This window comes from Bacteroides ihuae (genome assembly GCF_900104585.1).
GTDB lineage: Bacteria > Bacteroidota > Bacteroidia > Bacteroidales > Bacteroidaceae > Bacteroides > Bacteroides ihuae.
The window spans coordinates 235554-260699 of the sequence record NZ_FNVX01000006.1 but is presented as its reverse complement, the minus strand read 5'-3'; the positions used below and the strand labels follow the sequence as shown (position 1 = coordinate 260699).

At 40.1% G+C, this 25146-nt stretch carries 12 protein-coding genes; 9 read left to right on the top strand and 3 right to left on the bottom strand.

The genetic code is table 11. The features are described 5' to 3' along the window. Positions 1-363 precede the first annotated feature (363 nt). Positions 364-1827 carry an MFS transporter gene (locus tag BQ5338_RS11865; RefSeq protein ID WP_071147847.1) on the bottom strand — a complete coding sequence of 488 codons (1464 nt, stop codon included), beginning with the start codon at positions 1825-1827 and terminating at the stop codon, positions 364-366. Positions 1828-2161: 334 nt separating this feature from the next. Between BQ5338_RS11865 and BQ5338_RS11860 the strand changes: the two genes are divergently transcribed. The 6 genes from BQ5338_RS11860 (at position 2162) to BQ5338_RS11835 (ending at position 15112) form a co-directional block, all read left to right on the top strand. Continuing rightward, entirely contained in the window at positions 2162-3307 is a 1146-nt protein-coding gene (locus BQ5338_RS11860) for a glycoside hydrolase family 88/105 protein (protein ID WP_235816440.1), read from the top strand. An 8-nt stretch (positions 3308-3315) separates the two neighbouring features. Continuing rightward, on the top strand, positions 3316-4269 hold the full coding sequence (locus BQ5338_RS11855) for a pectinesterase family protein (RefSeq protein ID WP_139265245.1): 954 nt from the start codon (positions 3316-3318) through the stop codon (positions 4267-4269). Between the two features lie 66 nt (positions 4270-4335). Beyond that, on the top strand, positions 4336-5856 hold the full coding sequence (locus BQ5338_RS11850; RefSeq protein WP_078063484.1) for a pectinesterase family protein: 1521 nt from the start codon (positions 4336-4338) through the stop codon (positions 5854-5856). 178 nt (positions 5857-6034) lie between these two features. Further along, positions 6035-9289 carry a SusC/RagA family TonB-linked outer membrane protein gene (locus BQ5338_RS11845; protein WP_071147059.1) on the top strand — a complete coding sequence of 1085 codons (3255 nt, stop codon included), beginning with the start codon at positions 6035-6037 and terminating at the stop codon, positions 9287-9289. 3 nt (positions 9290-9292) lie between these two features. Then, complete coding sequence (locus BQ5338_RS11840; protein ID WP_078063483.1) at positions 9293-11473, top strand: RagB/SusD family nutrient uptake outer membrane protein; 2181 nt, start codon at positions 9293-9295, stop codon at positions 11471-11473. Positions 11474-11725: 252 nt separating this feature from the next. Then, positions 11726-15112: a PA14 domain-containing protein gene (locus BQ5338_RS11835; RefSeq protein WP_078063482.1), complete on the top strand. Its 3387-nt coding sequence runs from the start codon at positions 11726-11728 to the stop codon at positions 15110-15112. A 79-nt stretch (positions 15113-15191) separates the two neighbouring features. Here the strand turns inward: BQ5338_RS11835 and BQ5338_RS11830 are convergent, their stop codons facing one another. After that, entirely contained in the window at positions 15192-15536 is a 345-nt protein-coding gene (locus BQ5338_RS11830) for a cupin domain-containing protein (protein WP_071147058.1), read from the bottom strand. A gap of 140 nt (positions 15537-15676) precedes the next feature. Here BQ5338_RS11830 and BQ5338_RS11825 point away from each other — a divergent pair, with 140 nt between their 5' ends. After that, entirely contained in the window at positions 15677-17227 is a 1551-nt protein-coding gene (locus BQ5338_RS11825; RefSeq protein ID WP_317042356.1) for a pectate lyase, read from the top strand. Between the two features lie 104 nt (positions 17228-17331). Continuing rightward, a complete protein-coding gene (locus BQ5338_RS11820; RefSeq protein WP_071147057.1) occupies positions 17332-19059 on the top strand; it encodes a pectinesterase family protein in 1728 nt (575 codons plus the stop codon). A 379-nt stretch (positions 19060-19438) separates the two neighbouring features. Here the strand turns inward: BQ5338_RS11820 and BQ5338_RS11815 are convergent, their stop codons facing one another. Next, the gene (locus BQ5338_RS11815; RefSeq protein WP_071147056.1) at positions 19439-20593 is read right to left on the bottom strand and encodes a dienelactone hydrolase family protein; all 1155 of its coding nucleotides are present in this window, start codon (positions 20591-20593) and stop codon (positions 19439-19441) included. A gap of 95 nt (positions 20594-20688) precedes the next feature. Here BQ5338_RS11815 and BQ5338_RS11810 point away from each other — a divergent pair, with 95 nt between their 5' ends. Further along, positions 20689-25128 (top strand): hybrid sensor histidine kinase/response regulator transcription factor, encoded by a 4440-nt coding sequence (locus tag BQ5338_RS11810; RefSeq protein ID WP_071147055.1) that lies wholly within the window; start codon positions 20689-20691, stop codon positions 25126-25128. Positions 25129-25146 lie beyond the last annotated feature (18 nt).

The window sequence follows — 25146 nt, the reverse complement described above, 5'->3', positions numbered from 1 at the left end:
AATTGTGGAAGTCGTGAGACTTCCCTTTTTTTTGTCTTATTGTCACTTCTTCTTTATTTGTTTAGAGAAGAGTTACCAAAAAAGCCCTTTCGCGAGAAAGGGCTTTTTTGGTAACTTCCAGCTCCTATTTATCTTTTATAAAGCAACTGCAAAGACTTTGGAACATAGCTTTTTGGGTCATTCTAGTATGTAAAGAAGGGGAATAATAGCTTCTAAAGCCGATGTAGGAACTATTTCTATTTGTCTCTTATTGAATGGTCTCTTTATATCATGTAATTAAAGGAAGCAATAAAAAAAAGAAAAGCCTCTGCAAACTCTATTAAGAGTTGCAGAGGCTTTTCAGATAAAATCTATTTAATTCTATTAGTCTATAACAATAGGTTGGTATTTGGGAACCAACGTTTTCATAACAACCCAACCGATAAGATAGGCTACGGCACAGATAGAGAAGATGATGAAATATCCCGATTCAATACCTTCGAAGCCCATGAATTTCATGCCTGTTGTTTCTGCATGATCAAAAAGAAGTCCCGATCCTTTATTAATAAGGTATGAGCCAACACCACCTGCCATACCACCAATACCTGTTATGGTGGCAATAGCCGACTTAGGAAACATGTCACCTACAGTAGAAAAGATATTTGCAGACCAAGCCTGATGCGCAGCACCTGCAATACCGATAATGATCGTAGGGAACCAGTAGCTTAAGTGGCCTAGTGGTTGAGCAGCAAGAGCCAACAATGGTAAGAATGCGAAGATTAACATTGAACGCATGCGACCGGCATATGGATTCATTCCTTTTTTATCAATGAAGTAAGAGGGTAGCCATCCACCGATAATTGAAAGCAGGGTTATAGCGTAAAGCACAAAGAGTGCTAGCTGGCTTTCCGGATCAGATGATTTCATTCCGTAAACAGAACTTAGGTATGCCGGAGTCCAGAACAGGAAGAACCACCAAACTCCATCAGTCATGAATTTACCGAAGGCAAATGCCCATGTCTGTTTGAACTTAAAACACTCGACAAAAGAGAGTTTACGTTGAAACTTGATAGGATTTCCATCGTATGATATAGAAGCATCGTCCTTATCTTGTTGGATATAAGTTAATTCAGCTGAATTAACCTTAGGATGTACTTCCGGTTTCTTGTAAATGAAGACCCAGAAGCCCATCCAGATGAAACCCAGTGCACCAATAATGATGAAAGCCATTTCCCAGCCATAGTTTTTTGCAATGAGAGGGATGGTAACAGGTGCAGCCAATGCACCAACTGTAGCTCCGGCATTAAATATACTTGTGGATAATGCTCTGTCTTTTTTGGGGAAATATTCTGCAGTGGCTTTGATGGCGGCAGGGAAGTTTCCCGCTTCACCAAGAGCAAGTACAAAACGAGCAAAAATAAATAAGGTAACGCTCACTGTTACAATGATAGAAGCATCTCCTACTGTTTGGATGGCTTCTTTGGCGCCTTCGAAACCTACAAGCCAGTGTCCGGTAGTGATACCTGAAGTTGCGATTCCACAGAAAGCATGAAGGCATGCACCCAATGACCATATACCGATAGCCCAAAGGAATCCTTTTTTAGTATCCAACCAATCGACAATGCGGCCGGCAAAAAGCATGCTGAACGCATACATGAGAGAGAACAGAGATGTTATATTTCCGTAGTCATCATTAGTCCAGTGGAATTCAGGGGCGATGAAGTCTTTCCATGTTAATGACAAGACTTGCCGATCAAGGTAATTAACTGTAGTGGCAAAAAACAATATAGTACAGATGGTCCATCTGTAATTAGTCATTTTCTCATTTACTTTCTGAAATGTGCTCATGATAATCAATTTAGAATTATATAGTTTTAATTTGATGCCAAAAATACGCATAATTTGATGTAAGTCAACTATAAAAATTGCTTAATTTAGTGCATAAATTGACCGAATAGTAGCGAATTAGCCCAAATTGACCCTAAAATCGTTTGCGAACACGGAAAGGATAAAATATCCACCTTTTCAATCGAATTTTGCACAGTTCTTCAAAAAAGACTTGTTATCTTTGTCTGATTACAATAAATCTATTACCTAAATACAAAAACAAATGATGAATAAACAGCTTTATAAGTTACTTCTTGTTGGGGCGTTTTTTTGCTCTTTACAATTGAATGCTCAAATGGTGAATGATCAGTCTCCATGGTCTGTTCGCATGGTTCAGTCGGAGATGGTTCGTTGTCCGGAATCATGGCAACTTGATTTTCAAACCAGCCTGAAGTGGGATTATTGTCATGGACTGGAACTTCAAGCCATGCTCGATGTGTATGATGCTTATGGCGACAAGAAAATCTATGATTATGCTTTGGCTTATGCCGATACGATGATTAACAAAGAAGGCAGCATTAAAACTTATAAGTTAGAAGAATATAATATCGATCGCTTGAACTCCGGTAAATTTCTTTTTCGCATTTACGAGCAGTCGAAAGATGAAAAATATAAGAAAGCAATCGATTTGCTCAGAAGTCAGCTTGATACGCATCCCCGTAATGCGGATGGCGGTTTCTGGCACAAAAAGATTTATCCTAACCAGATGTGGTTAGATGGTTTATATATGGGAAGCCCCTTTTATGCAGAATATGCATTTCGCAATAATCGTCCGCAAGATTATAAAGATGTTATCAATCAATTTCTTACTGTAGCTCGTCATACTTATGACCCTAAAAACGGACTGTATCGTCATGCTTGTGATGTTAGTCGTAAAGAGAAGTGGGCCGATCCGGTTACGGGGCAGTCAGCTCATAGCTGGGGACGCGCAATGGGATGGTATGCCATGGCCTTCGTCGATGCTCTTGATTTTATTCCTAAGCACGAAGCCGGGCGTGATTCAATGCTGGTGATACTTAATAATATCGCTACCCAAGTGAAGAGGTTGCAAGACCCAGCAACCGGACTTTGGTATCAGGTACTCGACAAGAGTGGTGATAAAGGCAATTATCTGGAATCTTCTTGTTCTACCATGTTTGTCTATACACTGTTTAAAGCTGTGCGTATGGGATATATTGATCAGTCTTATCTGGAAGTAGCCATAAAAGGGTATAAGGGGATATTGACAAATTTCATAGAAGTAGATAAAGATGGACTTGTAAATATCACAAAGGCATGTGCAGTTGCCGGACTTGGAGGAAAAAACTATCGTTCGGGAGATTATAATTATTATATCAATGAAACCATTCGTAGCAATGATGCTAAAGCTGTATCGCCTTTTATTATGGCTAGCTTAGAGTGGGAACGCTTGCAACGAGCTGGTTGTAAACTCACTAAATAACAAAAGATATGTTGAAACAATTAATAGGAATAACACTCCTTATTCTCCTCTTTGGTATTTCTGTAAAGGCGCAGCAACAAGATACCGTGGTAGTGGCTCGTGATGGAACAGGGAAATATCGGACTGTTCAGGAAGCTGTAGAAGGTGTACGGGCGTTTATGGATTATACAGTCATCATCTACGTAAAGAACGGAATCTACAAAGAGAAATTAGTGATACCCTCGTGGGTGAAAAATGTAGAAATTGTAGGAGAGAGTAGTGAGGGTACAGTCATTACCTATGATGACCATGCCAATATTAATAAAATGGGAACTTTTCGTACCTATACGGTTAAAATAGAAGGAAGTAATATCACCTTAAGAAATCTGACGATAGAGAATAATGCAGCGCAATTGGGTCAAGCTGTGGCTTTACACACAGAAGGGGATAAGTTGAGGTTTATTAACTGTCGTTTCTTGGGTAATCAAGATACCATATATACAGGCGCCGAGGGAACTCGTCTGCTCTTCACTCATTGTTATATAGAAGGAACGACTGACTTTATTTTTGGTCCTTCAACAGCTCTTTTCGAAGACTGCACGATTCATAGTAAGCGAAATTCTTATATCACAGCTGCTTCTACTCCCAAGGAGATGGAGTTTGGCTATATTTTCAAAAACTGTAAACTGACAGCCGGCCCGGGAGTTGATAAAGTCTATTTAGGTCGCCCTTGGCGTCCGTATGCTGCAACTGCTTTTATTCATTGCGAGATGGGGAAGCATATTTGCCCTGCAGGATGGGAAAACTGGAAGAATACTGAAAATGAAAAGACGTCCCGTTACGCTGAATTTGCTAACACAGGAGAAGGAGTTAATGTCTCAGGTAGAGTGAAATGGAGTAGCCAGTTATCTAAGAAAGAAGTACTTCGATATTCTATAGAAAATATATTTAAGAATTGTACCGACTGGTGTCCTGCTAAATAGTTCTTGATACCGCCATGGCTTTGGGGGCACTTTCTCTGCTAATATTATCGTCTAAATCTATAAAACATGAAAACACTCCTTTGTTTTATTTCGGAACTATTGTTAGTGTCAGTGATGATTCATGCTCAAAGCGCCCTCTTTCCTGCACAGAATGCGGTAAATGTAAATCCAGATACTCATCTCATATTGAAGTTTGATGAATCTCCAACGGTAGGTGATAAAGGATTTATCCGGGTTTTTGAAGAGGAAACAAATCGGCAGGTGGACTGTTTGGATTTAAGTATTCCGGCGGGGCCAACTGGTGGACAAAGTAATGAAGGGGCGATATACTCTCCAATTCCTTATGATTATAAAGCTGTTGATTATACCAATGCGAATATGCTTGCTGGTACTCCTTCTGGTGTTAATAAGCGTGATTTATCCAATTATCAATTGAATATTATCGGTCACTTTACCGATGGTTTTCACTTCCATCCAGTTATTGTTCGTGGCAATATAGCGACAATTTACTTGCACAATAATCTCTTGGAATATGGCAAAAATTATTATGTGACAATAGATAATAAAGTTATCAATACTCATGGGTTCAAAGGTTTTACCAAAAAGAACGCATGGCGTTTCACTACTAAAAAATGCGGTCCTAAAACAGAAGTTCGCAAGCTAGTGGTCAGCGCTGATGGAAAAGGTGATTTTAACACGTTGCAAGGTGCATTGGATTATATTCCTGACTTTATTCCTGCCATGCTTACCCCATCTCAAGAGGGAGATGGAAGTTGGAAAGTCTATATAAAAAATGGAGATTATGAAGAGATAGTCTATTTTCGGAATAAGCGATACGTGACAATTGAAGGCGAAAGTCGTGATGGCGTTCACATCCATTATGCGAACAACGAAATATTCAATCCCCATCCTGCGGGTCTGAAGACCAACGAATTTCCGGGTACTTTTCCTTCTCGCCGCGCTGCGTTTATGTCTGATAATGGATTTTGCATAAATTTGGTAAATCTCACGATTCAAACAGATCTGAAAGGGCAAGCTGAAGGAGTATTGATGATGGGGCAAGGAAATACTTTGAATAACATTCATGTAATTGGTTCTGGAGATGCTTTGCAAATTAATGGAAGCACTTACCTTGAAAATTGTATTATTGAAGGCGACGGAGATACTGTGTTAGGTCGTGGTCCTGCGTTCTTCAAGAATTGCACACTTTATAGTTCGGGAGCATTCATGTGGATCCGCAATACGAAGAAGAATCATGGAAATGTTTTTGTAGACTGTACCTTTATGGGAAAGGGGGATGATGCGGTCATTGCGCGCTCACCTATTAATAAAGGTATCGGTTATCCTTATGCCGAGGCTGTGCTTATCAATTGCAAACTGGAAAATATACCTCCGGTAGGTTGGGGCATAGTTGGAGGAGATTTGACGAATGTTCATTTTTGGGAATATAATAGTAGGACTATGACTGGCGCCCCAATAGACTATAGTATACGTAACCCAGCCTCCCGTCAGCTTGATAAAGAGAAAGATGCTAGAATCATAGAATTGTATACTAACCCAGTGTATGTGTTGAGTTTGGTATACTAGTTGCTCCACTGTGATGTTTTCTCTCTCTTAGTCATACGTTTTTATATGTAAAATCGAAATTTCCACATAAATAGTCAATAAGTCTACATTGCTATTTTAGTTAAAGTTCTATATTTGTGTTCGATAACGGTCTTAATAAACCTTTATTCCTTAATACTAACTATAAAAATACAAATTTATGAATCGAAAAACACTTGCCAAAAAGGCAATGGCTGCTCTGCTGTTGAGTATGCTTTGCTTGGCGTCTTTTGCACAAGGTGGTCATACGGTTTCTGGCATTGTTACTGATGCTTCTGGAGAACTGATGATTGGCGTGAATGTTACTGCTGTTGGTACGACAAACGGAACTATAACTGATTTAGATGGCCGTTATTCGCTTTCTGTCTCACCAAACACAAAACTTCAGTTTTCTTTTATTGGTTATTTAAGCCAAACTGTGGTTGTAGGTGGGCAGACTAAAATCAACATTAAATTAATTGAAGATGCAAAGAATCTCGATGAAGTAGTTGTCATAGGTTATGGCACGGTAAAGAGAAGGGATCTGACTGGTTCAGTAGCTTCTGTTACTGGTGAAAAATTGGCGGCTAATCCTGTTACCAATGTAGCGCAAGCTTTGCAAGGGCAACTTCCTGGCGTATCTGTGACTTCTCAGGATGGTCGTCCGGGTGCAGGTATGTCTATCCGTATACGGGGAGGTGGTTCCATTACTCAATCTAACGACCCGCTATTTATTGTGGATGGCGTTCAGGTGAGTGGTATTGATGATATTCCTGCCGACAATATTGAAAGTATAGACGTATTGAAAGATGCAGCATCTACAGCTATTTATGGAGCACGTGGTGCTAATGGAGTTATCTTATTGACAACTAAAGGAGCTAAAGAAGGGAGAACTGTTATTAAGTATAATGCATATTATCAGATCAAAGAAAATCCAAAGACTCTGGATGTACTGGATGCATACGATTATGTGTATTCTAACTGGGCATATGCAACTGCTTACGGTGAATCTTACGGTGATGGAGTGGCTAAATATTTTGGTTTAGGCTCAAAATACGGTAACCATCTGAGTGAATATAAAGATGTATCTTCTCACAACTATATTAACGATGTATTGCATACAGCGGGTGCATGGAATCATGATATATCATTGACAGGTGGTAATGATAAAACAAAATATTATGCTTCTATCAATTACACAGACGATAAGGGTATCCGTATCAACTCGGGTTATACTCGTTGGAATGCCAATTTTAAGATAGATCAAAAAATAAATGAAAATCTAAGTTTTAATGCTGATTTGCGTTATACTGAAACTACAACTGACGGAACGAAATTTGATTATGCAACTTCGGCTTATGCATTTCGTCCAATTGATGATCCTAAAGGTGATGTTACTTATACAGCCGGATTAGGCCAAGGTGCACCGAATGTTGAACTAGAACGTAATCCAGTGGACATGATTAATAACTATGAGAATATAGCTAAGGAACATAGAATTAATGGAAAAGGGGCTTTGACTTGGAAGATTATTAAAGGGTTGACAGCTAAGACTGAATTATCTTTAAGTCGTAATTGGAATGAGACTAAATACTGGAATGCTGGTAATAATGCGGAGGACACTAAATATAGTGTAGCCAAATTGACCAAGAAAGATGGTTATGGAGTCAGGTGGGCCACTACTTTGAATTATGAGTTTCAAGATCTAGGTGAAGATCATAGTTTGTCATTCCTTCTGGGCAATGAGGTTTTAGCTTCTAAATCGAATACTAGTGTGATTCAAGGTGCCGGTTACCCAAGCGGCTTTACGATGAATGATGCATTTGGAATGATAAATATGACTGACAAGGATCTTGGCAAGGATGAATATAGCAATACGATAGGAACTCCTAATCATACTCAATCTTGGTTTGGACGTGCTAATTACTCTTACAAGGGTCGCTATTTGTTGACTGCAACATTTCGTGCAGATGGTTCTTCTAAATTTTCTCCGAATCATCATTGGGGCTATTTCCCTGCGGCGGCAGCAGCTTGGCGTATCTCTGATGAACCTTTTATGGAGACTGCAAGGGAATGGTTGGACAATTTAAAACTTCGCCTCTCTTATGGTACATCGGGCTCTGATAACATTGATCCATCATTATGGAAAGAAACTTGGGTTACAGATCAGATTACCGTGGATGGTGAAGTGAAAACTGTTTATAAACCGGGGGATATGTTAGGTAATGAAGATTTGAAATGGGAGACTACTATTTCGCGTAATGCAGGTTTAGATTTTGGCTTCTTGAATAATAAAATTCGTGGTAGTGTTGACTTTTATTGGAATACTACAAAAAATATTTTGATGAAAATCCCTGTGGATGCTTCTGCTGGTTACAGTTATCAGTTCCAGAATGTTGGAAAGACTTCTAATAAAGGTATAGAGCTAGCTCTAGGTGTTGATCTTATCCGAACGAAAGATTTTAATTTGGGTGTTAATGTTACTTATAATTTCAATCATAATAATATTGATGAGCTAAGCGATAAGGCGTTGGCTGATACTCATACGGGCTGGGGATCAAGTATGCGTAAGCCGAATTACGACTATATTATTCGTGAAGGTCAGCCGGTTGGTCTGATTCAAGGTTTTAAGTCTGCTGGTTATTATAAAATAGATGATTTTGACTATGACGCAAGTACCAAGACTTATACCTTGAAGAATGGCATTCCTGATATAAAGAGTATTGTGAATTATGCGGAAGGAACTAAGAAAATTGGAGTGCCGGATGGTCAGATAGCTTTCCCAGGTGCTGCTAAATTTGTTGATGTTGATGGTAGTGGTACTATCGATGATGATGATGTAACAGTTATTGGTCAAACGATGCCGAAGCATACGGGCGGTTTTTCCATAAATGCTGGATGGAAAAATGTTGATTTCTCTGCTGGCTTTACTTATCAGATTGGAGGTGATGTCTATAATGCCAATGCAATGCATAGTATGATGGGAAACAAAGATAACAGTTTGGGAGCAAATCGTCTCGCAATTGTAAAAGACTGTTATAAAATCTATGATGTAGATACAAATGGAGATTTGTTTGTTGTAACTGATCCGGATGCTTTAAATGCGTTAAATAAGAATGCTAAATACGCTTTGAATTACTCGGAGTATGGTCTTGTCACATCTGAATTCATAGAGGATGCTTCTTACCTTCGTCTTCAGACATTAACTTTGGGTTATACTTTACCAAAAAACTGGACGAAGAAAGTTAAAATCGAAAATTGCCGTATTTATTTCACAGGAAGTAATTTGTTTTGTTTGAGTGGCTATTCCGGACTAGATCCTGATGTTAGTACGAATAGCGATGCAGGCGGAGATGGTTTCCCTACTCCTAACTATGATTATAATTCATACCCGAAAGCAAGGACATACACATTTGGTCTTAATTTTACATTCTAATTAATGGAGATTTTACAGATGAAAAAATATATATATTCAACGCTGTTTGTAGTCAGTTTTTTGGCTACTACTTCTTGTAGTGATTATTTGGAAACGAGTTCTCCATCAGTTGTAGACGCAAATTTTGTGTTTTCTAATATTGAAACAGCTCGTGCTGCTATGGACGGAGCTTATGAGCAATGGAGAGATTGTGCGCAGAACAAAATTTTTGGAGATGGTCTCTTTTATGGAGCAGATGCAACTGGTTCCGATATTGAACGGCATCCGGAAGCGTTCTCCAATCAGCCGGGCCGTCACTATCCTGAGTGTTTATACCAAAATGGTACATTTGCGAGTTCTTATGGGTTGTTATCTTATCAAAAGGAAGATGATTCGTATTCTAGTCTGTACAGCGCTATTGGAAAGGCAAATGCAGTCATAAATGCAATGAGTGCGACGGATAATTTCCAGGCAATTATGAGTGCTGGTTCAGCTTCTGATTTAAGTCAGTTATATGGAGAGGCAATTGCATTACGTGCATGCTGCTACAGAGAGCTAATCAGAAATTTTGGAGATGTTCCTTATCAGACTAAAAGTGGTGTTGCTGCTTCTGGATTGGCTTCCCGCGACTCTATTTATGATATGTGCATTGGAGATCTAAAAACCGTGGAACCGTTAATGTATCGCGTAGGCGAAACTTCTAGTATGTTAAAGAACGTGTTTTCGCGTACTTTTGTACAAGGTTTAATTGGGCGCATGTGCTTGGAAGCTGGTGGTTATCAGACACGGCGCACTGATTTAGCTGCTGATTTCTACAAAGACGGAGAAGGCAATGTTTTGACATTTGAAACAAAAGGTAGTCCAAACAATAATAGTGTTTATGAGCGTCGTTCTGACTGGAAAGACCTTTATGAAACTGCGAAAACCTATTTGAAAGCTTGTATCGATAACCCGGGTTCTGCTAGTTTCCATACAACTGATCCTCGTTCTACAGGTAAAAACGGACAAGTATATGACAATCCATACCAATATTTCTTCCAACAGATGAATGATCTGGAATATGCAGATGAATCCATCTATGAATATGCAATGACCCAAGGTATAGGTAATGATGCCCGTACATACTCTATGGGAAGAGTGTCTAGCGGTGGTAGTTCAAATGGATATCCTTGCAAGTCTTATGGGCAAGCGCGTATCAATCCAGCGTTTTATTATGGAATGTTCGATCCGCAAGATAAGCGTCGGGATGTAAGTGTGTGTGTAACGGGTAGTACAGGTAAAGGAGTTGAAAAATTGATTCCGTTTGCTCCGAATTCAAAAGCCGAAGGAGGAGGCTTGACTCTTAATAAATGGGATGAAAATCGCATGGCTTCTCCATATGTGGCAAAGCAACGTACTTCGGGTATTAATGGTCCATATATGCGTTTATCAGAAATTTATCTGACTTATGCTGAAGCATGTGCGGCTACTGGTGATGATGCAAATGCTAAAACATATTTGAATAAGATACGTGAACGCTCATTCCCTTCAGATAAGGCTAATACAGATGCGTTCATCTCATCTAGCGGTAGTATACTGAAAGCCGTGATTAATGAGCGTGGGTTTGAATTTGCAGGTGAGGGTGATCGCCGATGGACTTTAATTCGTTCTGGTCTGCTTCCAGAGGCTATTAAGGATGTTAAGGATATGACAAAAGCGATGCTTGATGGTTTGAAAAATAATGGCTACTATACATTCCCTAACGGTAATACTATTTCAAGCTATATTTGGACAAAATTGGTAGATGCAAAGTCTCAATATAGCCATCGCTTGACAACTGAATGTCCTGCTGATAAGGAAGATGATCCCGTTTTGTCTCCAGGGTGGCGTGGTCAGAATGACGATTGGGAAAGCTTTTCTGTAACAGCTGCTACTGCAGCTAAACCTTATCCTATTTATGGAACAGCTACTCCTAAAACTAATCTGGCTATAAAAGGGTTATTCGAATACATTGATCCGGAAGGTGCTGAAGCTGCAGCCTTAGTGGCAGACGGCTACACTAAAGTGTCATGGGGTGCTGAATTGGTTAAATACTATGATGAGTATTATACTTACTTGTTTTATGATTATGACTATACCAAGGCACCTATTTACTTATGGCCATTTACTCCTAATATATTGACAACTGGCGGGTTTACTAATGGTTACGGATTTAAACAGAAATAGGGCATAACTGAATAAAAAGAGATCAAGAGAATAATCTTCCTATGCTCTTGATCTCTTTTGTTAAATGATTTCGGCGTTTTATTTAATAAAGGCTAATGGTTATCTGTTGATTACTTGTGGCTTGTGACTAAAATTCGATAATAACGTTCCACATTTATTGAAGTCTAGAATAGGTCGAAACAACACTGTTGATACTTGTATTTTTCTTTCTTTGTTAACATTTATATAGAGTGCCTTTTAATCTTTTACTATATGGGACAACTGAATAAAAAAAACAGTTCTTTCTTTCTTTTAGTGATACTTTTCTCATCTTCTTCTTTATTTGCATCTCAAGGAAGAATTACTGTTGACTTATCTGGTGCAAGATGGTATTTATGGCAGGATAAAAATGTATCATGGGAGAAAGAAAAGATCTACATGTCTTTGTCTGAAGCATTTAAAGACTCAATACTCAAACCTACAAAAGGCTGGGAAATACTAACATCTCCTTATACTATGCAGGTGAAAGTTCCAGGTACTGCAGAAGAGTATTTGCAGACGAAATCAGGCCCTGAAGGAGACATAAAAGGAGTTACTTGGTGGACGCGTAATGTAGATATCCCCGCTTATGGAAGAGATGAAAAGGTCTTCTTAAAATTTGCTTCTATTCGTTCTCGGGCGGAAATTTTCATAAATAGGCAATTGGTCGATTATCAAATCGTGGACAATACTCCGTTTGAAATAGATGTTACTTCGTATGTGAGATCTGGAGATAAGATTCAGTTAGCAGTCCGTATCACAGATGCAGGTGGTAATCATGATTGGCGAGATGGAGCATTAATACAATGGGGTGATAAAACCTTGCCTCCTGGACACGCATTTGGAGGAATAACCGGAAAGGTTAGCTTGGAAGTTCGCCCTTCGGTGTATATTGCCGATATTTATATGCAAAATACACCGCAGATCACTACTGCAAATGCTATCATTATCATTAATAATCCTGAGAATATTGCGGTTAAACGGGATGTGGTGCTTTCTATTGTTGAATGGAAAAATCCTTCGCATGTAGTGTTCACTAAGAAATTGAAGTCGGTTTTGCTGGAAACGGGCATGAATGAAATAAAAGTTTCGGTTTTAGCTCCTAATGCTAAGCTTTGGGACGTGGATCATCCTAATTTATACCTTTGTAAGGTAGAATTGAAGGGAAAAACAAAATCGAATGATCTTGCTACTCAGCGGTTTGGCTTTCGTTGGTTTGAAGCTACCGGTATTGGTAAAGATGCTATGTTTCGTCTTAACGGAAAACGCATAATGCTTCGATCTGCTATCAGTTGGGGCTTTTGGCCGATAAACGGAATTTATGCTACTGATGAGTTGGCTGAGAGACAAGTGCGGGTGGCCAAAGAGCTAGGACTGAATATGCTGAACTTTCATCGTTTTATGGGATCAACAAATGTGCTGGATTATGCAGACGAGATAGGATTACTCTATTTCGAAGAGCCGGGTGGCTTTAGAGTAAAGGTTGGCAATCAGTTCTTGAATGATAATTTGCATGAAAAGGTGGTGCGGATGGTGAAACGTGATCGTAGTCATCCCAGCCTTGTGATTTATAACATGATGAATGAATCCGGTGATGCTTCTCCGGAGCAGTTGACCATTGAAATTGATGCAATGAAAGATATGCAGAAGCTTGATCCTTCACGATATATCTTGCGTACATCCGCATGGGCAAAAGGTGATTATGTAGACGATCAGGCTAAAATACATATCCGCCCTAATGATACGACTGTTTATTGGAATGGTTGGTATGATTATCACCATGCAGGTGGTCCGGCCGTATGGAATGAAAGTCTTTATAAGAGTCCGAAAGACTATTATAACAACACTACTAATGCGAAAGAAATTGTCTTCTTCGGTGAAGAAGGTGCGCTTTCATCACCTCCGAGATTGGAGAAAAATAAAGAAGATATTGAAAAGAATCTTTATAAGGGATGGGACGGACGTGAGTTTCTTCGTTGGTATGATGAGTTTGATCGCTATATTGATGCAAAAGGACTACGTGCGATATATCCTACTGTTGATTCATTGACAGTGGCCATGGGAACAGTTTCCTTCGAACATCAAGGTCGGAAGATAGAATCTGCTCGCTTGAATAATTTTACGGATGCTTATGTTATAAATGGTTGGGAATCTGAACTTACTGAAAATTATTCAGGAATAGTGGACTGCTTCCGTTATCCTAAATCTAATCCTGCCATAATAGCGCGTTATAATCGTCCTCTTTATATTGCAGTAAAGCCGCGCCAACAGATACTTAAGGCGGGCGGAAAGCTTGTTACTGATTTTTATATTATAAATGAAAAAGATATAAATGGTGAGTACACACTACATGCTTCTATATTGGATGTGAATGGTAAACAATGCGGGACATTTCAGAAGAAAGTACATGTAACTGGCGGAGACAGGTATGGAGAACAGCTTGTTGATAGTCTGGTTATGGAAGTTCCCGGAAAGGGTGGACTATGTAGGATTGTTGCAACACTTCAAAGTGAAAATAATACGACGGTGGCTTCCGGTTTTGATGATGTATTGTCTGTTGACTTATCTACAAACCGATTGGAGGGTCGGGGTGCTATTTGGGAAGACGGGAATGCAATGGCTACTTTCTTGAAAGGACGAACGGCTATTCCTGTTGAAACTTATGCCGATAGTTTGGGCAAATTAGACTGGATTATTGTTACTCGTCCTCCCAAGAAAGAACAATTAACGATGGTACCTTCTGAAGCTCTCCGATCTGCTTCAGGAAAGCCTGGGCTAGATGCTGTTTATTATATGGATATGAACTTCGAACATGAAATTCATCGGGAAATAGCGAAAATCGTGAATTTGAGTGCTATTGAAGGAGCGACTCCTAATCCTTTTGTTCCCACAGTAGCCGGATATAGTATTGTTTGGAGTGGTAGTATTTTACCTCCTGTAAGTGGAGAGTATAGCTTCAACATACAGAGCAATGATCGAAGTATAATTCAACTTTATGTTAATGGTAGCAAAGTCTATGAGGTACTGGCTGATCGTACTCACCTTGGTAACGGGAAGATACAATTAACTCGTGGTGAAAAAGTAAATGTGGAAATTCGTTTCAAGCATCCCCGCAGTAACGCAAGGTGTCGTTTAGATTGGGCTGTTCCCAATGAAGAGATGCCTGATGCACAAGCATTGATGGAGCGTGTTAAGAAGGATGGAACTCATCTTTTCATCTTGGAGAATGCCGATGAGTGGTCGGAGTTTGTATCGACAAATAGTAATGCCGTATTTAAAGACAAATTCTTTGTCGGAACGAATTGGCTGGGTGGTGTGATGTTCAATAAAGCTCATCCCGTATTCAACGAATTGCCTGTTAATACTGCTTTGAACTGGCCTTATCAGGCACTGATTCATACAGGTACGGAACGTATGGGGTTCTTGATGCAAGGAGAAGAACTACTAGTGGGAGCTTACCATTCCTATCCTATGGCTTTAGGTACGGCAATGGGTGTTGTACGTATAGGTAAAGGGACCATTTTATTTTCAACTCTTGATATTTATGGAAACATAGTGAATGAAAACACAGCGGGTTTAGTTGCAAAGAAAATAGTTTGTAATATGATTGACTTTGAATGAACAACAATGCATAACGTCAAATAGATGCGAGACTTATAAATCTCGCATCTACAGTATGCTTTTAGCAGACTCTGGAATCTTATTTTCCGATAAAATCTGCTCTCATCGGACTGAAGCAGTCGATGAGTATCCCTGCCTCGAGACAAATGCAACTGTGTTCCGCATCGGGAGCAATATAAATACCGTCTCCTGTTTCAACAAAGCTAGTTTCTCCGTCTACGGTAAATTGAAATTTGCCGCTTGCAACATAGGTGGTTTGGGTATGATAATGGCTATGCGGAGTACCTTGTGCTCCTTTTATAAATTTCACTTTTACCAGCATCAGTTGCCCGTCATAACCCATGATTTGACGAACAACTCCTTCACCAGCTGGTTCCCACTCCTTTTCTTTCTCAAAAATAAATTTATTACTACCTGTTTTCATAATCTGGCCTCTTTTGTTTTTTCCTTTCGGATATGCAATTCAAATATACACAATAATTTTATAAAGTAAGATACATGAAAAACTTCTTTTTTAAAGTTGCTGCATCTGCCTTGACAGTAACATTCTTTTCTCCTTTTTACATGAATGCCCAGTCGCAAAGAATGGAGAACCAGGTACTTCAAACAATGAAGAGTGCCACTCGTTTTATGATAGAAACAGCTAGTTACAATGGAGGCTTCGTCTGGAGTTATCTTCCTGATCTGTCTCGCAGTTGGGGAGAACTGGAAGCTAAACGAACGATGGTGTGGATTCAACCTCCCGGAACACCTACGGTAGGGCATCTACTATTGGATGCTTATCATGCTACAGGCGATGAATATTACTATGAATCGGCAAAGAAGGTTGCTAATGCTTTAATCTGGGGACAGCTTCCTTGTGGAGGCTGGAACTATGTTTTCGATTTTGCCGGTGAAAACTCATTAAAACAATGGTATGCAACTGTAGGGAAAAATGCATGGAGGTTAGAAGAGTTTCAGCATTATTATGGAAATGCCACGTTTGATGACTCGGGTACAATGCAGGCAGCTAAGTTCTTGTTGCGTATGTATGTTGAGAAGAACGACCCTGTTTTTCGATATCCTTTGGAGAAAGTGATACGTCTAGTTTTAGAAAGTCAATATCCTGTGGGTGGGTGGCCACAACGTTATCCCTTAATGTATGATCATCCTTTTCAAGGTAAGAAAGATTATACTTCTTTTATAACGATGAATGATGATGTTATTTCTGAAAATACAGAATTTCTTATTCAATGTTATCAGGCTATGGGGTTGCAAAATGTAAAGGAACCGATTATGCGGGCAATGAACTTGCTCATTATTCTTCAGCAAGGAGCCCCTTATGCCGGATGGGCAGACCAGTATACTGTGGAAGATCTGCAGCCTGCCCACGCTCGTTCGTATGAACCACGAAGCATTAATGCCGGTACTACGGTAAGAGCTATTCATTTATTAATGGAGTATTATCACCTGACAGGAGAGAGTAAATTCCTTGCAGGTATTCCGGCTGCTATTGGTTATCTCGAATCTACAGCACTATCCGAAGCTGAAATTCAAAAGTTTGGAAGACCTCTCTATGGTAGGAAGGGTATTTTTGTTCCCCGATTTGTTGATCCTGATACAGGAGTGCCTTTATATGTTCATCGTGTAGGGAGTAATGTTGTTAATGGGCATTATTATACTGATCAAGATATGTGTAATACAATCGGACATTATTCGTCGGGCGCATTTGTAGACGTCGACGAATTGCGTAAAGCGTATAATACAATCAAAGAAACACCGGTGTCTGAAGTGATTAAAGGATCACCACTTTTAAGTGTAGAAAAAGTTTCGTTGCCTAAATACTACACCAGAACACGTCAAATGGAAGGAGATGAGAAAACAGATGTTGCAAAACTCATAAAGACACTAACGAAAGAAGGGTATTGGCTAACTCCTTTGAAAGACATTTCTAATCCATATAAAGAATGTCCGTTCATGGCACCAAGCAAAGAAACTAAATATGCTTCTACTTTTGTGGGAGATGAGTATGACACTTCATGTTATTCTAGTGAAACTTCGGTAATGGGAATTTCTACTGCCATATATATCGCTAATATGATGAAATGCATTCATTTTCTGGATGCAAAGAACTAAAATGTGGCGACTAGTTAATTTTTCCACTTGTTCAAACGTTTTTTGCACTTCGTTGCCAATGATTCTTTGTAATATTGCAATGTGAAACTATAACATCGACAAAAATGAAGAATAAGTTTGCGTTACTGATAGTAACCTTTTTCCTTTTTTCGGCTTTCAAAGCGGATAAGCCAACTATTACAATTTTTATGATTGGCGACTCGACCATGGCAAATAAGAGTCTGACTGGAAGCAATCCTGAACGGGGTTGGGGGCATGTGTTGCCGGGCTTCTTTAGTGAAGACATTGTGATCGATAATCATGCTCAGAATGGGCGTAGTTCTAAAAGTTTTATTAGTGAAGGCAGATGGGAGAAGGTTATTTCTCAAGTGAAGAAAGGCGATTATGTGTTCATTCAGTTTGGACATAATGATGAGAAGAAGGATAGCATTCGGCATACTGACCCGGGAACGACTTTTGATGCAAATCTGCGTCGGTTTGTAAACGAAACGAGAGCAAAAGGTGGTATACCTGTGCTTTTTAACTCTATTGTTCGTCGCAATTTTGTTCGTCCACAAGATGAGGAGATTAATAAAGATACCCGCAAAGTGCCGGGACAGGATGTTCTTCCTCAGGAAGGCGAAAAGCTGTTTGATACACATGGGGCTTATCTGGAATCTCCACGTAATGTGGCTAAAGAGTTAGGAGTGGCTTTCGTGGATATGAATAAAATTACTCACGACTTGGTTGAGAATTTGGGACCGCAAGAGTCGAAGAAGCTTTTTATGTGGGTACCAGCCAATACGGTACCTGCTATACCACAGGGACGTGAAGACAACACTCACTTAAATATATATGGTGCGCGTGTGGTAGCCGGTTTGGTTGTTGATGCGATCGCTAAAGAGGTTCCTGCATTGGCTAAATATGTGCGTCATTACGATTTTGTGGTGGCTAAAGATGGCAGTGGCGATTTCTTCACTGTACAGGAAGCGATCAACGCAGTACCTGATTTTCGCAAGAAGGTTCGCACCACTATTCTTGTGCGCAAGGGTGTGTATAAAGAGAAGTTAGTGATTCCGGAGAGTAAAATAAATGTTGCGCTCATTGGTCAGGAGGGTGCTGTGATTTCTTATGATGACTTTGCAAGCAAAAAGAATCGTTTTGGAGAGGAGACAGGCACTTCCGGTTCCGCTAGTTGTTATGTTTATGCTCCTGATTTCTATGCGGAGAATATTACTTTTGAGAATACTTCCGGTCCGGTGGGGCAGGCGGTGGCTTGTTTTGTGAGTGGCGATAGGGCATACTTTAAGAACTGTCGCTTCCTTGGCTTTCAAGACACACTCTACACGTATGGTAAAAACAGTCGCCAGTATTATGAAGATTGCTACATTGAAGGAACAGTCGATTTCATCTTTGGTTGGTCTACCGTTGTGTTTAACCGATGCACTATTCATAGTAAGCTTGACGGCTACGCTACCGCTCCGTCTACAGATCAGGGCAAAGCTTATGGATATGTGTTCTATGACTGCAAGCTAACTGCCGATGAAGGAGTGGAGAAAGTCTACCTGTCTCGTCCTTGGCGTCCGTATGCGCAGGCAGTCTTCATTCGTTGCAATTTGGGTAAGCATATCTTGCCTGTAGGATGGGATAATTGGAACAAGAAGGATGCGGAGAAAACGGTCGTATATGCGGAGTATGAAAGTACAGGTCCTGGAGCAAATGCAAAAGCGCGTGCGCCCTTTTCTCGCCAATTAAAGAGTTTGAAAGGATATGAACCGGAGAAAGTGCTTGCAGGAAGTGACGACTGGAATCCGGTGAAAAATGGCAATGCATTGTTTGAAATAATACGTTGATTTTTTTGTTCCGGAAACTTGCTTTTCGGACTATCATGTGTTATCTTTGTATTGTTATTGATAATATATATTCAAATTAAAATAGAGTTAAAACAGGGAGCCAAAAGTTCCCTGTTTTTTTGTTACCTACCTGATCATGATCGTTTGAAGAGTTAGAAAGAGACGAATCTTCTGGTACTTTTTGTCCAAAAGAACGGTAGAGAACAGTGAAAAGGACGGTTGTGTTTGGTCAACTGCACGGTTGTGTTTCACAAAAAGACGGTTGCACTTTAACGATGGCATCATTTGTTATCGAAAGAACTCTTGATAGATAACTTTTTTTATCACTAAGTTCTTCACCCGTTAATAATTAGTAAACCTGCTATTGACAAGAAATTGTTTATTTCAGCCACTTGTCAAAGAAGAGTAGTGTTTCCTTCTGCATTTCTTTGTTGAAGAAATGCTTCTCGTCCCAGAATTTAGTAACTAGTCGATCATCCGCTTTTTGGCTACTCCATACTTGGTGCATAGTGTTGTATGCGCTCTGTACACCGGCAACGGGAAAGAGCTTGTCTCTCGTTCCATTGAAAAACAAAGAAGGTTTGGGACAAGCTATAGAAGCTACGTGTGGATAATCCATGTATCGGCGGATGCCCGGAACAATCATTGAATAAGCCGAACCTCCTTTGTTTTGGTTGTTGCTAAGTGTCATCAATGAATCAGTCGTGTTCATCCAACAAACAGAGGCTGAAGCTTTGATGCGGTCGGTAGCAGCAGAGAGCATCCATGAACGGTAAGCCCCCATAGAGAAGCCGAGACTCCCTATTTTATTCGGATTGACTTCGGGGAGAGTAGCTAAGAAATCAACACTGCGTACATCGTCCATCGTAATCACACTTCCCCACGAAGTACCCATCTGCAATAAATTGGATGCCAATGCCTGTTGGCCGTTGTAATCGGCTCCCTCTTTTTGTCCGCGTTCTCCCCAAAACAAGGCATCAATAACGAGTACAACATAACCATGTGCAGCAAAATAATCGCCAGTGTATTGACCCTCATAACATTTCACTGCCCAATCGTCGGCATCGGCCAACACTTCAGGTGACACGTCGAAAGGTCTGACCATCTTTTCTTTTCCTATAGTGAAGTGTGCACCATGATCGTGCAGCATTACAATGGCAGGGAAAGGACCCTTTCCCTCGGGCACAAGCAGATAGGCTGATATGCGACTCCAACTTGACACATTGAATGAAATTTTACGTGCCTCGTAGTCACTACGTTTCTGGGTAGCTACCACTTCCTGAGTATATGCATCAGGTGCCGGAGGGAGGTTTTGCATGCAGTCCATTAATACGCTGCGTGCCTCTATCCGCCAGCGGTCAAAGTTCTTTTCCGCTGCGTTTCCCCAAGCCATGGGGTAGGTTAGTTGCTGCTTTATTTTATTGTAAAAAGTGGGCATGTTTTTTGTCACTTCATACATCTTCTTATCGTTGTTTTGGCTTTTTAACGGTAAAAATAAGAGAATAAGAAATAGAAAAAGGACGATTCGTTTCATTGTGTTATGTCTTAAATAGGATAACAAAGATAATGCGAATATCTGTTTAATTTGTACCTTTACAGCCATTTATTCATGTAAAGCACGCTCAGTTTATGAAGAGATTCTGTATCGTATATTTATTGTTACTTATTTATATTTCCTCTCAGGCTCAAAAAAACTGCCTATTTACCCATTATTCTTCTGAAGATGGCTTATCCCAAAATACGGTGATGAGTGTGTTGCAAGATCGCAAAGGAAATATGTGGTTTGCTACATGGGATGGCATCAATAAGTTTAATGGATATTCTTTCAAAGTATATAAAGCCCGCCAAGGGAATCAAATCACCTTGACAAATAATCGTGTAGATTACATCTGTGAAGATAAATACGATTATATATGGGTGCAATCTTATGACAATAGAGCACATCGGTTTAATCCTCGTACAGAGACATTTGAACAGGTACCGGCTTCGGGCGAGGGGAGTTCGTTCAACATAACTTCTATTCGTGTATTACCCAACGGTACTACATGGTTGCTTACTGAAAATGAAGGAGCCATCCGTGTGGTTACTGATCCGCATACCGGCAAACTAAGTTCTGCTATTTATTCATTAAAGTCTGGTCTATTTCCATCTCAAAGAGTGTTCAGCGTTCACTTAGATAAAGCCGGCAATGAGTGGATGTTGACCGATAATGGTTTGGGTATGATTAACCCTGGAGGACAAAAGCCTGTTTCTTACTTTGTAGAGGCGCAAAAATTGCATTCACATTCAGATCAAGCGTTTTATACTTTTCTGGAGCATGGCAATGAGCTTTTCTTTGGTTCGGATAAAGGACGGGTTTGGCGCTATCAGAAAAAGACACTACGTTTTCAGTTGCTTGAAATGCCGACAAAGTCGAACATTGTTTCCATTAATGCAGCGGGAATCAATGAGCTTATTATCAGTACTTCCACCGACGGTTTCTTTACGTATGATCTCAAATCTAAAAAGATAGAACACTATTCGCCAGCCAATAATAAACAAATGCCCGATAAGCCAATTCTTTCGGTATATGTTGATAAAAGTTTTGAGGTGTGGTTTGAGCAGAAAGAACCGGGCTGTGTAGTTCACTTCAACCCGCTTACAAAAGTATTGAAGCGAGAACAGATGAAAACAGAATCGTCTGGCGCCGATCGTGCCCGTCCGGCTTTTCATATTCATGAAGATGTATATGGATGCGTATGGGTGCATCCCTACGGAGGAGGCTTTTCGTTTTTCGATAGAAAGAATAACTGTCTTGTTCCTTTCTATGATGATCCGGGATCTAAAGACTGGCGCTTTTCGAATAAAATTCATTCGGTCTATTCGGATAGGCAAGGCAACCTGTGGATATGTACACATAGCAAGGGCTTGGAGAAGATCACCTTTTCTCCCTCACAATTTTATCTGGAGAAGCCAGTGCCGCATGACTATGAATCGCTTAGCAACGAAGTGCGAGCTTTATATGAGGATCACGACAAAAATATATGGGTTGGCCTAAAGGATGGCATGCTACGGGTGTATGGAAAGAATGGGAGTTACTTGGGTTATCTCACAGAGTCTGGCATTATCGCCCAATCCGGTAACGCATTGCAAGGAGTTACCTATGCATTGATGCAAGAGAAGAATGGTATCTTGTGGATTGCCACCAAAGGAGACGGATTGATCAAAGCTGAGAAAATAGGCCAGTTGAAGTATAAACTCACTCGTTACCGGTATGATGCTGATGATATCTATAGTCTAAGTAATAATAATGTGTATTGTATATACCAAGATCATCACGGCAGAATATGGGTTGCAACATTTGCTAGCGGACTGAACTATATGAGCAAAGACAAAAAAGGCAATACAATTTTCATTAACCATCGCAACAATCTGAAGGGCTACCCGATAGATGATTGTTATAAAGTCCGTTTTATCACTTCCGATAATAATGGGCATCTATGGGTGGGAACAACGAATGGAGCTATCTCGTTTAATGAAGATTTTGTTAGTCCAGAGGAAATTCGTTTCAACCATTATTCTCGCATACCAAGTGACAATAGTAGTTTGAGCAATAATGATGTACATTGGATAATCTTGACCAAGAAGAATGAATTGTATCTTGCGACATTCGGTGGCGGGCTAAATAAATTGCTTTCAATTGATAAAGATGGAAAAGCCAAGTTTAAGGCTTATACGGTTGATGACGGTTTGCCATCAGATGTTCTTCTCTCCATCCGTGAAGATCGCAAGGGTAGCCTATGGATAAGTACAGAGAATGGAGTAAGCAAATTTATTCCATCCGAGCATAGGTTTGAAAACTACGACGACAAAACCCTTCCGGTTAGAGTACGCTTCAACGAGGCGGCTTCTACAAGTACCTCAGATGGTAATATTTTATTTGGGGCGAGTAATGGTATCTTCAAATTCAATCCTGACTCTATTCGTAAGAGTAAGTATGTACCGCCTATCGTTTTCTCTAAACTGTTGATAGCCAATCAGGAAATAGTGCCTGGTGAAAATGAACTATTGAAGCAGGGTCTAGACGAAACTTCGGAGCTCACATTGTCTCATAAAGAAAACATTGTGACCATTCAATATGCGGCTTTGGATTATACAAATCCCGGAAATATCCAATATGCTTATATGCTTGAGGGCTTTGAAAAGGACTGGACCTATGCTGATAAACAACGTAATGCGACTTATACCAACCTTCCTAAGGGAGAATATACCTTCAAGGTGAAATCAACCAATAGCGACGGGGTTTGGGTTGAGAATATTCGTACGCTTAACATTGTGGTTCTTCCTTCTTTCTGGGAAACGCCTTTGGCCTACCTCCTTTACGTATCATTTATTTTGCTCATCATTTTTGTGGCAGTCTACATTTTGTTTACCATTTATCGTTTGAAGCACGAGGTTTCTGTAGAACAACAGGTGTCAGACATCAAACTACGTTTTTTTACCAATATATCTCATGAACTACGTACGCCGCTTACTTTGATTGCCGGTCCGGTGGAGTATGTGCTTAAAAATTCGAAGTTACCCGATGATGCGCGTGAGCAGCTGGTGGTTGTAGAACGTAATACTAGTCGCATGCTCCGTTTGGTAAATCAGATTCTGGACTTCAGGAAGATTCAAAATAAAAAGATGAAGATGCAGGTGCAAAGGGTTAATGTGGTTGCGTTTGTACAACAAATCATGGAGAACTTTGAGTCGCTGGCTGAAGAGAATCATATCGATTTTGTGTTTGAGACAGAGAAAGACGAGCTTTGGTTGTGGGTGGATGCCGATAAATTTGAAAAGATCATCTTCAACTTGTTGTCGAATGCATTTAAGTATACGCCCAGTGGTAAAATGATTACTGTATTCATTCGCGAAGATGCTGAAAGCGTCTCAGTTGGGGTGCAAGATCAAGGTATTGGAATTGCTGAAAATAAGAGGAAGTCTATTTTTATTCGCTTCGAAAATCTGGTAGATAAAAACTTCTTTAATCAATCTAGTACCGGTATTGGACTTTCTTTAGTGAAAGAGTTAGTTGAAATGCACAAAGCCACTATTAGTCTCGATAGTAAATTGGGTGAAGGTAGTTGCTTTAAGATCGATTTCCTGAAAGGTAGAGAACATTATGATGATACTGTGGAGTTTATTCTTGAAGATTCTGCTGTTAGTGTCTCTTTGAGTAAAGATGTTAGTAGCATTTGTACCTCGGAAATACCCCAAGAGAAACAATCGGACCTGTCGGCGGAAGAGGCCGGTAACCGCAAAGAGGTCATGCTGTTGGTAGAAGACAATTCGGAACTTCGCCTCTTTTTGCGGAGTATTTTTTCTTCTGCGTATACTGTAGTTGAGGCCGTCAATGGGATGGAAGGCTGGAGCAAGGCATTGAAATACCTCCCGGATATGATTATTAGTGACGTGATGATGCCCGAGAAGGATGGAATTGAGATGACGAAAGAGCTACGTGCCAATATGACTACCAGCCATATACCTATCGTGTTACTGACGGCAAAAACATCGATTGAAAGCAAACTAGAAGGGCTAGGATATGGAGCTGACGATTATATCACTAAACCTTTTAGTGCCACTTATTTAAAAGCTCGGGTGGAGAATTTGCTTAACCAACGTCATAAACTTCAGGCTTTTTATCGGGATAACCTGATGGGCTATAATGCGGGAGAAGGAGAGGAGATTGAAGATAGGCAACCCGAGATGTCTTCCATTGATCGGAAATTTATGGATAAACTGGCTGATATGATGGAGAAGAACATGGATAATGGAGAACTAGTGGTAGATGATTTAGTGAGTGAACTTGCTGTTAGCCGCTCAGTCTTCTTTAAGAAACTGAAAACACTCACCGGACTGGCGCCCATTGAATTCATTAAAGAGATGCGTATCAAACGTGCCGCCCAACTTATTGAAACAGGTGAGTTCAACATGACCCAGATTTCTTATATGGTGGGTATTAATGATCCTCGCTATTTCAGTAAGTGCTTCAAACAGAAGTTTAATATGACTCCAACGGAGTATCGTGATGCTGCTTTGAAGAAATAAATAAAGCCTCCGTTATAT